Origin of the sequence: Amycolatopsis saalfeldensis, from assembly GCF_900110575.1 — a bacterium.
Taxonomy (GTDB): domain Bacteria; phylum Actinomycetota; class Actinomycetes; order Mycobacteriales; family Pseudonocardiaceae; genus Amycolatopsis; species Amycolatopsis saalfeldensis.
Map to the genome: position 1 here is coordinate 1 of NZ_FOEF01000052.1, position 12,919 is coordinate 12,919.

A 12,919-nucleotide genomic window follows, 5' to 3' on the forward strand; every position below is an offset into this window, starting at 1 on the left:
GTGGTGTAGGTGTCTGCGGTCACCGTGATCGAGGAATGCCGGAGCATGTTCTGCACCGTCTTCATGTCCGCACCAGCCGCGAGCGCCAACGTCGCCGCACCATGGCGAAGGTCATGCAACCGGATCGGCGGCAACCCAGCCAGACGCGCCAGCTCCTGGAACCTCGCCGTGACATCCGCCGGATGCAACGGACTGCCATCAGGCTGAGTGAACAACAGGCCACTCTCGACCCAATCCGAGCCAAGCCGGCCGCGGGCCGTGTCCTGGTCCGCCAGATGCTGACGCAGGACGAGCACCGTGTCGCGATCCAACGCGACCAAGCCTTCGGACGAGGTGGTCTTCGGCGAGGCCTGCCCGGTTTCCCACCCGTACTGCACGATCTGATTCGCCACCTCGAGCGTCGCTGCGTCGAGGTAGGTGTCGGAGCGGCGCTGTCCGCACGCCTCCCCGCGCCGCAGCCCGACATGAGCAATTAGATGGAACAACGGATACAGCAGGTCGTTGACCGCATAGTCGAGGAACCCGCCAGTCTGTGCCGGAGTCCACACCATCACCGGCGACGGGATCTCACCCGTCAGCCGCCACCGCGCTACCCGTTCTTCGGTCCATACCTTCGGTATCGGCCGGTTCGCCGGTGGCAACTCCACTAACGACGCCACATTCACCGTCAGCAGGCCTTCCTTGACCGCAGGGCTCAGGATCGCTCGTAAGGTTTCCCGGATCCGGCGGATCGACGTCGGACCGACCGGGCGCTGCCACTTCACCGCCGCGACCTTCCGCGGATCACCGCTGGCGCGGTATTCGGCGATCACATCGTTGTGCTCCACGATCGCGTCGAACATGCCGTCCAGATGCGCCACGGACAGCTTGTCCCGCCGGATGTGTGCGAGGTGCGGCCGAAGGTAGAGCCGCACGTGTGACTCGTAGGAGCGGTAGGTGTTCCGGCTGCGCGTCGCCTTCTTCTTCGCGAGGAACGCGGTGAACACCCCGTCCATCAACGGATGCTCCAGCACGGCGGCACCAGCCCGCACCAGCCGACGCATGTCCTCGACCTCCGGCAGCTTCTGCCGAGCCGAGATCGCCGCCGCGATCACATCCGCGATCTTGCGCAGCATGTCCTCGTCATCACCGGCTAGGGCAAGCAACTTCCCGACGTGATCCAGACCTTCCTGCGCCTTCTTCGCCGTCTCGAAGCCGCTACGCCGCCGCGGACGCCGATTCCCTGCACGGTCTTTGGGCAGCTCGACCCGGTAGCACCACTGCCCATGCCGGCTCTGCTCCAGCCGCGGGCACGCCGACCCCAGTTCGCGGCCGTTGCTGTCCCTGCAGGAACAGCGCTTGTACACCGATCCCTCCGCCATCCTTACTCACCATCTCTCGGTCGAATCAGCGGGTTGCCGCGATACTCGCGCTGCAGACCACCCTCGGGGAAGCCCGAGTCACAACAGATTCACCCGATGGACGGATCGAGACCGAGCACCCGAATAAGCCCCACGACCGGGACCCGGTACTCACCGCCCACCCGCAACACCGGACACGGGAAATCATCCGCACGCGCCAGCGAGTACGCAGTCGTCCGGCCGATCCGCAACGCCCGCGCCGCCGTCATCAGATCCACCACCGCAGGCAACGCCGCCAGCTCAGCCACCGTCATCACCGCCGACGCATCACCCTCCGGCACAGCCCCCTCAATTCTCATGACACCTCCGCAAGCCGGCGATACGCGAGGTCGTGGCAGGCCGGGTCCAGATCGACACCGACGAACGAACAGCCGTGCTCCAGTGCGGCCAGGCCCGTGGTTCCACTGCCACAGAACGGATCCAGCACCACGCCACCACGCGGGCACCCCAGCCGGACACAACGCCGGGCGACCTCCAACGTTCCCGCCGCCGGATGCCCCACCCCCGCACGCCTCGCCGGCACCCGCCACACATCCGCCGCAACCTCAGCACGCGGCCAGAGCCACGGCGACTCCGACCTGGTCAGCAGGAACACCATCTCGTAACGCTGGGCAAGCCGGTCCCGCGCGCTCTCCGGGCGCGCGTTCGGTTTCTCCCACACCACCGCGTTCCGCAGCACCCAGCCCCTCTCCTGCAACGAGAACGCCACCCGCCACGGCACACCGACCAGATCCTTACTTCGGTGAGCCGATTGCGGTGGCCGGTGCGCCCCATAGCTGGACGCGGACCGTGCCCGGGCGGTCCGCGCCATCGACCCGGTGGCCACATAATTTCCCCACGACCCGCCGAAGCTGTCACCGAGATTCAGCCACACCGTCCCGCCAGGAGACAGAACCCGGTGTACCTCGTCGAAAAGACCCGTCAGCCGCGCGACGTAACGACCCACAGTGGACTCGGCCCCGTACTGACCCTCGATCCCGTAGTCGCGCAACCCCCAATACGGAGGCGACGTCACCACGCAGTCCACCGATCCCGCCGGCATCCCCGCGACCACCTCCGCGGCATCCCCCACGCACAGCGTGACCGCCTTCGCCGTCAGCCCCATGTCCTCGGGCAGCTCCCCGCTCCCAGTTCCCGGATCAGAGATGGAAGGGGCGGCATCCTCGCGCCGGCGGCAGGGTGCGATGAAGGTTCTCATGCAGCCTTCACCGTGCCGTCCGTGGCGAGGCCGAGACGTCCGAGGCCGACGTCGTGGAACTGCGGGTTGAGATCTATCCCGATGTAGGAGCGGTCGAGCTGACGTGCGGCCACGCCGGTGGTGGCGGCGCCGCTGAACGGGTCGAGCACGACCCCGCCCTCCGGGCAACCGGCGGCGACGCACCGCAGCGGGATATCAATCGGGAAGGCCGCGAAATGCGCTTCCCGCAGTGGGCGGGTCGTGATGGACCAGACGTCGCCAGGGTTCTTGCCACGCTGGGGCACTGCGGTGTGCTGCGCCCCGGTCGGGCGCACCTCGTCGCGGTGCCCTCCCTCCGCGAAGGGGCTGGCATCGCGGTGCTTGCCGTACGCCCCGTGTCCGCGGTGCCGTGCAGTCACGTCGATCCCGGTAACGCGGTCTTTGTTCGAGCCGCCGATGAGCTTGCCCTCCCTGCGCGATGCAGGACGTGCGGGTGGTTCGCGGACCGGGTCGAGGTCGAAGAAGTACTTCTGCTGTTTGACAAGCAGGAACAGCATCTCGTACCGGTTGGACAGCCGGTCCCGGACGGATTCGGGCATGGCGTTGGGTTTGTGCCACACGATCGCGTTCCGCAGGATCCAGCCGTCGGTCTGCAGCGCGAACGCGACCCGCCACGGTATGCCAAGGAGGTTCTTGCGGGGCACGCTCTGGGTGCGGCGGACGCCGGCGCTGCGGACGGAGTCCCGCAGCGGTGCCGCCGCGGTCCGGCCGGACAGGGTGCTGGCCCGCATCGCGTCACCCCGGGTGGGGCCGGGCGGGTCGGCGGAGTAGGAATCGCCGAGGTTCAGCCACACCGTTCCGGTGTCGGCCAGCACGCGGTGCAGCTGCGCAAAGACACCTCGGAGCCGATCGACGTAGTCCTGCGGGGACGGCTCCAGGCCGTGCTGTTCGTCTTCGCGCCGGGCGCCGCACCGGCGGCAGTGCTGAGGCGCGGCACCGCGCTGCGCGGCCGACGCCGGATACGCCACGCGGGGGTGTTTCGGCTGGGGCAGGTTGCTGCCGCGGCCGGCCGCCGCCAGGTGCGTGCAGCCGGGGTCGCCGCCGGCCCAGGTGCCGGTTCCGTAGTCGCGCAGTCCCCAGTACGGCGGACTGGTGACCACGCAGTCCACCGAGCGGTCGGGCAGGCCGGCCAGGGTGGTGGTGGCGTCGCCGGTGTAAAGCGTGACCGCGTCGTCGCGGTAGTGGACATGCTGATTCACGCCGCCTCCTGGTGGTCGCTGTCGAACGCAGTGGTGCCGGTGTCCGGGCACGCCGGCGCTTCGCGGGACCGGTGGGTGTGGACCGCCCAGAACGCGGCCGGCAAGATCAGCGCCGGGTGGCTGCGCTGCCGGGACCAGGTCCAGCACTCCGGTGGCTGGGCAGCTCCGCGCACGGTGCGGTCACGGGTGACGTAGCCGAGGTAGGCGGGGTTGGTCAGGACGGTCCGCACGATCGCCCAGCTCCATGCCCGCGGCCAGCCGGAAACGGGGTCGACAGGCAGGGGGTGCTGCTGTTCGGTCAGCCGCCGGGCGATGGCGCGGTCGCTGAGGTTGCCGTGCAGGGACCAGGTGAAGATCAGCGGCACGACCGGCGCCCGCAGCTCGTCGATGACCAGCCGGGGCCGCCGGTCCCCGGCCCGGTGGCGTTGCAGGGTGTAGCCGTAGGGCGCGGGCCCGTGCCACCAGCCTTCGCGAGTCCTCTGCCGGAGCGCTCCGCGCGATCGCCGGGCCAGCTCGCGCTGGTACGCGCGAATCCCGCGATCCGCGATTTCCCGCCTCCCGCCGTCGTTGTCGTACGGGGCGGTCAATCGCTCGGCCAGGTATTCGCGCAGCCGCTGCCGCCGGCTCCGGAATTCCGAGTCCGGCGCGCGGTCCTGCGCGCCGGGATACAGCACGGGATCGCCCCGGCGTGGCACCCGATGCGGACGGTGCCCCCGCTCAGTCGTGGTGTTCATGACGGCCCCTTCGGTGCGGCCCCGTGGGGTTCGGAAACAGCGGTGCCGGCTCATGCCGCAGCCCCCACGGTGGTCTCCGGCCGAGCCCCATCCGGACGTGATCCGCGCACGCGCCGCTGCCGTCGTCGCGGTGCGGGCGGCAGCGGGAGAGACAGCGCCGGCGCCGGTTCGGCGGCGTCGGGGTCGGCCCTGAACACCAGCACAGTGTGGTGGGCAGGCAGGGCGACCGGGTGCCCGAGTGCGCGTTCCGCCCGGGCGGCGGCGCGGCGCTGGGCGAGGGTGGCGCGGGTGAAGGCCCGGCCCCGCCGCACCGTGGCGGTGAGCGCCAGGCAACGGGCGACCGGTGCCAGCCCCGCCGTGCTGCCGAGGAGGGCGATCTGGCCGGGGACGTCGAGCAGATCGTGCCGGACGGGATGGCGCAATGGAGGGCAGGTGATGACCACGTGCCCGCCGGGCCGCACCAACGACCGGTACTGCATCAGCAACTGGTTCAGCCGGTCCAGCGCACCGGTGAGATCGCCGTACGGGCCGGTGGGCCGAAGGGTGGTCAGCAGGAGATCGACGCGCCCGGTCAGCCCCGCCGTTGCCGCGGCGGCCGCGGTACCGGGGCGGCGGTCGAGAACGAGGACCATGCCGTCCACGAACACCCCGCGGGCCTTCGTCGCGGTCACGTTGGCGCGGGCCAGGCGCCACCACCGGCGCTGCCCGGTCAGCCCGATCGCGTGCCGCCCGCAGCGCAGCGCTTCAACGACGGTCGTGCCCGCTCCGCAGTCCGGATCGAGCACCACGCCCCCGGGCCGGGTCAACGCCGCGATCGCGTAGCGGGCGACCGCCGGAGCCATCAGCGCGGGGTCGGTGCCGGTGGCGTCGTGGTAGCCGTCGTCGTCCAGCTGGGCCGCCACGCTGGCTCTGCCCGTGGGCCAGACCGACGTCAGCACCGGCCCCTCGGGACGCTCCCCTATCGGCCGGGAGAACCACTCGTCGGCGTACTCAGACATCCGAAGTTTCCTTCCCGTCGGTGGCGCCGTCCTCCGGTGTGGTGGCCGGCAGCCGTCCGAACAGAACGACGTCGTGGTGCACCCGGCGAACCGGCGGCGGACCGGCGACGCCGGCGCGCGGCGATCGGCCGCGTGCAAGCGTCGCGGCTCCGGTCTGCTCGCCGACCGCGGAGCTGGCCACCCGGTCCGGTGCCGGCGCGGTGAGCACGGCGATGTGGTCGAGACACCGCAGCCCGTAACTACCCAGCGTTTCCACCATGACCGAGTATGGGTCGAGCAGCCGGCCGCCGTGCGAATCACTGTGCGTGACTGTCGCGGCGAGGCCGTGCGGGGTGAGCAGCGCGCCCCAGTCGGTGCACGCGAGCCAGTCGGTGGCGTGGGGGTCGAGCGCGGTGATGATCAGATCGAACCCGCCGTCCGGTCGGGTTCCGGCCGGGTCCCGCGGGGAGACGGAGTCGGGGTTCGGACCGGCCGACGGGCGCAGGCCGAGTCGGCTGAGTCGGGGTCGCGACCCCGACTCGGCTCCGGCGCGCCAGACCGACCTGATGTCGCCGTCGGGGTAGTCCGGACCGGGTGCTGCGGTCGCGGTGTCGACCCCGCGGCCGAGTCGGGCGACGGTCCAGACCGCTTCGGCGAGTCCGGCGTACGGGTCGCCCTCGTGCGTGCGGCAGGGGGCTCGCGAAGGAGGGCGCGGGGGCAGCGGTGGGGTGAGGAGAAGGACGCGGTCGCCGGGGCGGGTGTAGGTGGTGACGAGCGTGAGGATCGTGCGGCCGAGCCAGCCGGCGAGCAGCGCGGTGCCGGGCAGTACCTCGGCGTCGCCGAAAGGCCACAGCGTGGTCGGGCGGGCGGTCCGGATACCTCCGAGGGTGGTGGTACGGGAGCGCGTGCGGAGTCGGTCGCGGCCGGCGTGCGCCGCGGGAGTCGCGGCGCGGCGACGCAGGCGGCGGCGGGGGCGGTGTCCGGGTTCGGGGTGCGGTGTCGAGGTCATCGGTGGCCTTCCTCGCGGGTGGTCGGCGTGGTCTGCCAGGTCACCCCAAGAGGCCGGTTTCGGGCCGGATTTTCGACACCAAGAACGCAACTTTTTTCGGGACCACTCCGACGTGCCCGGCCCTCACCCTCGTGAGCGCACGTCAGCTACATGGGATATTCGCGCCCGAGCAGCACGGAAACCCGATTGTGGCGGCATCCACATTCACCAGATTGCCCGCACCCTTGACGTCGAAGCCGATGAGCGGGGCAATTTCACGGGTACCCGACGCCCGCCACCCGCAGGATGTGCGAGCCTCGAATCTCCACCTCAGGCGGTGGCCGGGCTACTAAGACTCGCCTAAAAGACCAGGCCAGACACTACTAAAGGTCGCGCGGGCGCACGCCGCCCACACCTGGCTCGGGAGTAGTCTGGATCGTTTCACCCGGGGCGGGTTTAGTAGCTTTAATAGCTCCCGAAAAGCTGGTCCTTGTTCTTTTCTTGTTCTTTTCTTGTTCTTTTCTTGTCGTCGTTCTGGCGTCCTGACGGGGCTGATTCCGACACCTCGAACAGGAGCAGGACCATGACGAACGACGACGCTGTTTCCGCGTCTATCCGGGGCGAGCACGAGGGTCACGAGTGGCTGCCGTTGGACACTGCGCGCGATGCCTTCGGCTGGCTGGTCACCGGGCCGGAGCCGATGGCGGTGCAGGGGTCCCGGTTCCCGGGGTTGCCGCGGCGGCCGGTGCCGCTGGACGAGTTGCGGGACCGGGTGATGAGTAAGCAGTGCCCGCCGCGGACGCGCGATGACGTGTGGGCTCATCTGGTGCTGCAGTCCCGGGCCCGCGGGGGCGCGTGGACGGTGGCGTGTGTCGGGATGGCGCTGCCGTCGCTGGCCTCGAGCGCGCGGTGGCTGGCCGCCCGGTACCGGGGCGAGCGGGCGGATGTGCACGCGGCCGTGCTCGCCGGGTTCGTCCAGGCGCTGGCGACGGTGGATCTGTCCGATCCCGGCATCGTCGTGCGCCTGCACTACGCGGCTCGGCGGGCCGGGCAGGCGGCGTTGGAGGAGTCGCTCGACGCGCCGTTGCCGGCCGGGACGGGCTATCGCTCCGCGGCGCCGCGTCCGCCGTATGGCCACCCGGACTTGGTGCTCGCGCGGGCGGTCGGGGACCGGATTCTCACCCCGGCCGAAGCCGAGCTGGTCTCGGCCACCCGGCTCGGTGAGACGTCGATGACCGACTGGGCGCAGCGCCACGGCACGGTCCTCAAGACCGCGTTCAAGGCGCGCGATCGGGCCGAGGACCGACTCGTCGCCTGGCTGCGGGAGCAGGTGAGCGACACCGACTCCGAGGACCCGGTCGCCGACGCCGCACTGACCGCCCTGCACCCCGGCACCCCCGACGCGCCGGTCAGCGAAGAACCGCGTTCGTCACGTGCTGTGAGTGGCCGTCCGCGGAACGGTAAACCCGCTGGTCAGAAGAAATCTTCACGCTTGGTGTCGAAAAACGACCCGAAATCCGGCCTCTTGGGGCGCGGGGAGACCCCCTCTGGCTCTCCGCGTACCGCCGAGCACGAGCCGACTTCGGAGGTGCGCCGATGCGCCTGACCCATCGCCCCCTAACCCAGCACACCCACTCACCTCTGTCCCCGTCCACGCCGGTCCCAGCGGGTCTGACCAGGCGACAGCCACGGGCGCGAGCTGCTGCCCGTCGCCGGTCAACCCTCCACCGCAGCCGGCATGGTCATCAGATCTTTCCTGCGTCGTCCGTGCGCAACACGGTCCTGCGGTTGATCGCCGCGGAGATCGTGGCTGCGGTCATGCTCAGCCTCCTGGCCGCCGATCCGGCGCAGGCCTCCACTCAGGTCCTCGCGATCGCGACCAGCATCGAGCAGGTCTTCAGCAACGTCCGCAATTGGCTCTTCGGCATCCTGACCGGGCTGGCGACGGCGATCCTGACTTTCGGCGGGGTCCGGTACCTGCTGGCCAACGGCGACCCCGCCGAAGTCGAGAAGGCCAAGGGCGCGTTCAAGTCGGCCGGATGGGGCTACGGGCTGGCTGTCCTGGCGCCACTCGTGGTCGAGATCCTGCGCGGGATTGTCGGGGCCTGAGGTCATGGCCGAGACCCGACGTCCCCGTGAGCCCGCACCCGATCGCGGCGCCCCCGGCACCGGCGTGCGCTCCGTTCCACCGGCACGCCGCAAGCGGGGCCTGCTCCGCCCCCACCACCCCCGAACGCGCCGGCCGCGGTTCCCGGCGGCGATGGCTGCGGCTGCTGGCACTCGGTCTGATCGTGGTACTCGCCGGTCTGCTGGCGATCAACGCATGGGCGGCGCCCGAACCTCCCGCACGGCCCGGCGCGCAGGAGGCTGCGCTTGCGCCGTCCGCGCCGCCGCTGCCTCTTCCCGCCGATCCGCCGGCGAACGCGTGCGCCCCGGATTCGGTGGACCCGGCGTGTCACTTGCCGACCGGGTCGCCGCGGCCGTCGGTGCCGGCAAGCCCGCTGCCGCCGGTCACCGCACTGCCACCGCCGGCGAGTTGCTTCCCCGGCCAGATCGGCTGCACACCCAGCGGCGCGAGCAGCGCGCCGAGTGCGAGCCCGGGGCCGCCGTGTGCCGGTGAAGACTGCATCCCGCAACCCGATCCCGCCCCGCCCTCCGCCGGGCCGGGGCAACCGGGTCCGAGCCTGCCCGGGGGCGACACGGACTGCGGGATCACCAACATCAGCGGCTGCATGACCGCGGCGATCAACGCCGTGTTCCGCGAACTGGTCACCTCGGCGCTCGACCCGCTCCTGAAGCTGCTCGGCGAGACCGCGTTCTCCACACCCACGCTGGATTCGCTGCCCGGCGTGACGAACCTGTGGAACCACTCGTGGCTGATCGTCTTGGCCTGCTACAGCGGGCTGATCATGGTCGGCGGAATCATCGTGATGGCGCACGAGTCGGTCCAGAGCCGCTACTCGATCAAGGAGATCGCGCCCCGGCTCATCGTGTCGTTCGTCGCCTCGATGCTGTCGCTGTTCCTCATCGACAAGGCGATCCGGCTCGCCAACGCCCTGTCCGCCGCCGTCCTCGACGGCGGCATCGACCCGCCGAAACTCGGCGACACCCTCGCCGGGGCAATCAACGGCGCCTACTCCGCCGCCGCCTCGGGCGGGTTGTTCCTGATCCTGATGCAAGGGGTTCTGGTCATCGCCGTGGTCGCGCTGCTGCTGATCTACGTGGTGCGGATGATCCTCACGCTGATCCTGATCGTCTCCGCGCCCTTGTGGGTCGCCTGCCACGGACTCCCGCACACCGACGGCATCGCCCGCTGGGGCTGGCGGGCACTCGGCGCGACCCTCGGCATCCAGATCGCGCAATCACTCACCCTGATCGTCGCGATCAACACCTTCCTCAACGGCAGCGTGCACCTGTTCGACTCGCTCGGCGGCGGCCTGATGATGCTCTTCGCCGCGCTCGGGCTGCTCTACATCCTGTTCAAGATCCCGTTCTGGTTCCTCTCCGCCACCAAGCTCGGCACCGGCCGCTCCTTCCTCGGCGGCCTGATCAAAACCTTCATCGCCGCGAAGACCTTCGGCGCCATCGCCGGCCGCGGCAGCCGATTCGCCACCTCCCGCACCCCCGCCATGCCCACACCCACCCGGAATCCCGGGATGGGCAGCCGGACCGGCGCCGGTGATCCTCCCTGGCCTCCGCCACCCCGGATGGCCCCGAACCCGGACGCGGTGAACAAGCGCATGCGCGAGCAGTACAACGCCGAGCGGCTACGCGCCGCCGGGCAGCCACGCCGGCCCTCGCAGGAACCGCGGTTCCTGCAACCCGGCCCGCAAACACCGACCCACGACCCCGCCCTGAAACTCGGCGGGCGGCAGGCCCTGCCCGAGTTCAGTTCCCCGGCCCGGCCCGCCACACCGATCCCGCCGCCGACGGCCAGGCACCGCGGGAAGCCCGCCACGACGCCGCGGTTCCAGGCACCCGGTGCGCCGGCCCGCGCGGGCAGCTCGACGCCTCCGGCGCGGCCGGTCGCGGTGGCGGCGGTCCCGCCGCACCTGCGGTTCCAGCCGGCCACCCCGGAGCCCGGGCACATGTCCCGGCCGGTCACTCCCGCAGCGCCGTCGCCTGCTGCCCCGGTGTTCCGGCCCGCGCGTCCCGAACCGCGTCTCGGCGACGCCCGGCCCCGCACCCCGTCCGTGCCGCCGCTCGCGTTCCGCGCCCCGGCCCCACCGCCGACACCGGCGCCCACGTCGAAACCGGCGCCGAAGTCTCCGTCCCGTGGAGGTACACCGTCATGACCCAGCAGCCCGTGCGCATCCCGTCCGATGTCGACCGCGAGGACCGCATCCTCGCCAACCTGACCGCACGGCAGCTGACGATCCTCGCCATCACCGGGATCGTCCTCTACGGCGCGTGGACCCTGACCCGCGAGGTCGTGCCACTGCCGGTGTTCCTCATCCTCGCGGTCCCGATCGGGACCGCGGCAGCGGTGCTGGTGCTCGGCCGGCGCGACGGCATGAGCCTGGACCGGCTCCTGCTCGCCGCGATCCGCCAGCGACTGCAACCACGGCATCAAGTGGCCGCACCCGAAGGAGTCCGGACCGCCCCGGACTGGCTGACCAGCCACATCACCACCAGCGATCCCACCGGCACAGCGGACGGCTGGCAGGTGTCCCCGGCGGCGCTGCGGTTGCCCGCCGAAGGCGTCACCGACGCCGGTGTCATCGACCTCGGGACCGACGGCGTGGCCATGGTCGCGGTGGCCTCGACGGTGAACTTCGCGCTCCGCACCCCGGGCGAGCAGGAAGCGCTGGTCGCGTCCTTCGGCCGGTATCTGCACTCGATCTCCGCGCCGGTGCAGATCCTCATCCGGGCCGAACGCCTCGACCTGAGCCGGCAGATCCGCGACCTGCACCAGGCTGCCCCTGGGCTGCCGCACCCCCGGCTCGAAGCCGCGGCCCGCGAGCACGCCACCTATCTCGATCAGCTGCGGCGCTCCACGGATCTGCTGCGCCGCCAGGTGCTGATCGTGCTGCGGGAACCGGTCCGCCCCGCCGGCCCGACGGACGGCCTCGGTGGCGCGTCCCCGCTCGCCGTGCTCCGCGCCCGCCGCGGCCGGACCCGGGCCGGCCAGGTCACCGACGCCGCGCGGCGTTCGGCGGAAACCCGGCTCGTGCGGCGGCTGGGGGAAGCGGTCGAGCTGCTGGCCCCGGCCGGGATCACCGTCACCCCGCTTGACGCCGGGCAGGCCACCGCCGTGCTCGCCACCGCCTGCAACCCAGACAGCCTGATCCCGCCGACCGCAGGCCTAGCGGGCGCGGATGAGGTGATCACCACCGCCGCCGATCCCGACGATGAACCCCCAGCCCCGCACCGGACGACAGCCGACCAGCGCGAACCCGGCAGCACGGCCCCGGCGATGGCGGCGCTCGACGAGTGGGAAGGCGGTGACTTATGAGCAGGAACCGCGGCATCCGGCGCCATGCAGGATCGCCGGCGCCTGCAGGCAGAGCCGGCGCGTTCACCCCGGACTCGCTCTCGGTCGCGCCCCGGCATCTGGAGATCGGCGGCGAATGGGTCTCCTCCTTCGCGGTCACCGGCTATCCCCGTGACGTGCACGCCGGGTGGCTGCAGCCGCTGCTGTCCTACCCCGGCCGCGTCGACGTGTCCCTGCACGTCGAGCCGATCGACCCGGTCACCGCCGCGAACCGGCTCAAGCGCCAGCTCTCCAAGCTCGAGTCCGGCCGCCGGCACACCAGCGACAAGGGGCGGCTGCTCGATCCGATGGTCGAGGCCGCCACCGAGGACGCCTACGACCTGTCCGCCCGCATCGCCCGCGGCGAAGGCAAGCTCTACCGCCTCGGCCTCTACCTGACCGTCCACGCCACCAGCGAGGATGACCTCGCCGAGCAAGTCGCCGCCGTACGGGCGTTGGCGGCGTCGCTGCTGATGAACGCCCAACCCACCACCTACCGGTCCTTGCAAGGGTGGGTGTCGACGCTGCCGCTGGCGCTGGACCTCATCGGGATGCGCCGCACCTTCGACACCGCCGCCCTGGCCGCCGCGTTCCCCTTCACCAGCCCAGACCTGCCCCCGGCCGACCCGACCAGCGTCGCCGCGCCGGACGGAGTCCTCTACGGGTTCAACATCGGCAGCCAGGGCCTGGTCCACTGGGACCGGTTCGCCGCCGACAACTACAACGCGGTCATCCTCGGGCGGTCCGGGGCGGGCAAGTCCTACCTGGTGAAGCTGGAAACCCTGCGCAGCCTCTACCGCGGCATCGAGGTCGCGATCATCGACCCCGAAGACGAATACCGGCGGCTCTGCGAGGCCATCGGCGGCACCTACATCCACCTCGGCAACCCCGAGGTCCGGATCAACCCGTTC

At 71.2% G+C, this 12,919-nt stretch carries 13 protein-coding genes; 5 read left to right on the forward strand and 8 right to left on the reverse strand.

What is annotated here, in order from left to right; all coding sequences use genetic code 11:
* The 7 genes from BMY97_RS45335 to BMY97_RS45365 form a co-directional block, all read right to left on the reverse strand.
* The coding region (locus tag BMY97_RS45335) for a site-specific integrase (RefSeq protein WP_143086529.1) at positions 1 to 1,361 on the reverse strand (1,361 nt) is incomplete at its 3' end.
* Positions 1,362 to 1,450: 89 nt separating this feature from the next.
* A complete protein-coding gene (locus BMY97_RS45340) occupies positions 1,451 to 1,699 on the reverse strand; it encodes a MerR family transcriptional regulator (protein ID WP_245787829.1) in 249 nt (82 codons plus the stop codon).
* Positions 1,696 to 2,598, reverse strand: coding sequence for a DNA-methyltransferase (locus BMY97_RS45345; protein ID WP_245787830.1), 903 nt, complete (start codon positions 2,596 to 2,598; stop codon positions 1,696 to 1,698). Before BMY97_RS45345 ends, BMY97_RS45340 begins: the two co-directional genes overlap by 4 nt.
* Entirely contained in the window at positions 2,595 to 3,836 is a 1,242-nt protein-coding gene (locus tag BMY97_RS45350) for a DNA-methyltransferase (protein ID WP_143086530.1), read from the reverse strand. The genes BMY97_RS45345 and BMY97_RS45350 overlap by 4 nt, the downstream gene beginning before the upstream one ends.
* Positions 3,833 to 4,570, reverse strand: a complete 738-nt coding sequence (locus BMY97_RS45355; RefSeq protein WP_177231873.1) for a recombinase family protein — start codon at positions 4,568 to 4,570, stop codon at positions 3,833 to 3,835. The genes BMY97_RS45350 and BMY97_RS45355 overlap by 4 nt, the downstream gene beginning before the upstream one ends.
* A 50-nt stretch (positions 4,571 to 4,620) precedes the next feature.
* Positions 4,621 to 5,568 (reverse strand): DNA methyltransferase, encoded by a 948-nt coding sequence (locus BMY97_RS45360; protein ID WP_091629842.1) that lies wholly within the window; start codon positions 5,566 to 5,568, stop codon positions 4,621 to 4,623.
* Positions 5,561 to 6,556 (reverse strand): hypothetical protein, encoded by a 996-nt coding sequence (locus BMY97_RS45365; RefSeq protein WP_091629844.1) that lies wholly within the window; start codon positions 6,554 to 6,556, stop codon positions 5,561 to 5,563. Before BMY97_RS45365 ends, BMY97_RS45360 begins: the two co-directional genes overlap by 8 nt.
* 562 nt (positions 6,557 to 7,118) lie before the next feature.
* On the opposite strand from BMY97_RS45365, the gene BMY97_RS45370 reads away from it, so the two are divergent.
* Together BMY97_RS45370 and BMY97_RS45375 are read left to right on the forward strand one after the other, a co-directional pair.
* On the forward strand, positions 7,119 to 8,141 hold the full coding sequence (locus BMY97_RS45370; protein WP_177231874.1) for a hypothetical protein: 1,023 nt from the start codon (positions 7,119 to 7,121) through the stop codon (positions 8,139 to 8,141).
* A gap of 161 nt (positions 8,142 to 8,302) precedes the next feature.
* Positions 8,303 to 8,644, forward strand: a complete 342-nt coding sequence (locus BMY97_RS45375) for a pilin (protein WP_329065525.1) — start codon at positions 8,303 to 8,305, stop codon at positions 8,642 to 8,644.
* Between the two features lie 346 nt (positions 8,645 to 8,990).
* On the opposite strand, the gene BMY97_RS47650 is transcribed toward BMY97_RS45375, so the two are convergent.
* On the reverse strand, positions 8,991 to 9,164 hold the full coding sequence (locus tag BMY97_RS47650; RefSeq protein ID WP_177231875.1) for a hypothetical protein: 174 nt from the start codon (positions 9,162 to 9,164) through the stop codon (positions 8,991 to 8,993).
* Between the two features lie 103 nt (positions 9,165 to 9,267).
* Here BMY97_RS47650 and BMY97_RS45380 point away from each other — a divergent pair, with 103 nt between their 5' ends.
* The 3 genes from BMY97_RS45380 to BMY97_RS45390 form a co-directional block, all read left to right on the forward strand.
* Positions 9,268 to 10,830, forward strand: a complete 1,563-nt coding sequence (locus BMY97_RS45380; protein WP_177231876.1) for a TrbL/VirB6 family protein — start codon at positions 9,268 to 9,270, stop codon at positions 10,828 to 10,830.
* Positions 10,827 to 11,990, forward strand: a complete 1,164-nt coding sequence (locus BMY97_RS45385; RefSeq protein WP_091629846.1) for a PrgI family protein — start codon at positions 10,827 to 10,829, stop codon at positions 11,988 to 11,990. The genes BMY97_RS45380 and BMY97_RS45385 overlap by 4 nt, the downstream gene beginning before the upstream one ends.
* Positions 11,987 to 12,919 (forward strand): VirB4 family type IV secretion system protein (locus BMY97_RS45390; RefSeq protein WP_342744089.1); only part of this gene is annotated, 933 nt, incomplete at its 3' end. The genes BMY97_RS45385 and BMY97_RS45390, both read left to right, overlap by 4 nt.

Coding starts and splice junctions, on each gene's coding strand:
- BMY97_RS45340 (WP_245787829.1), bottom strand. CDS start 1,699: ATGAGAATTGAGGGGGCTGTGCCGGAGGGTGATGCGTCGGCGGTGATG.
- BMY97_RS45345 (WP_245787830.1), bottom strand. CDS start 2,598: ATGAGAACCTTCATCGCACCCTGCCGCCGGCGCGAGGATGCCGCCCCT.
- BMY97_RS45355 (WP_177231873.1), bottom strand. CDS start 4,570: ATGAACACCACGACTGAGCGGGGGCACCGTCCGCATCGGGTGCCACGC.
- BMY97_RS45360 (WP_091629842.1), bottom strand. CDS start 5,568: ATGTCTGAGTACGCCGACGAGTGGTTCTCCCGGCCGATAGGGGAGCGT.
- BMY97_RS45365 (WP_091629844.1), bottom strand. CDS start 6,556: ATGACCTCGACACCGCACCCCGAACCCGGACACCGCCCCCGCCGCCGC.
- BMY97_RS45370 (WP_177231874.1), top strand. CDS start 7,119: ATGACGAACGACGACGCTGTTTCCGCGTCTATCCGGGGCGAGCACGAG.
- BMY97_RS47650 (WP_177231875.1), bottom strand. CDS start 9,164: ATGCAGTCTTCACCGGCACACGGCGGCCCCGGGCTCGCACTCGGCGCG.
- BMY97_RS45380 (WP_177231876.1), top strand. CDS start 9,268: ATGACCGCGGCGATCAACGCCGTGTTCCGCGAACTGGTCACCTCGGCG.
- BMY97_RS45385 (WP_091629846.1), top strand. CDS start 10,827: ATGACCCAGCAGCCCGTGCGCATCCCGTCCGATGTCGACCGCGAGGAC.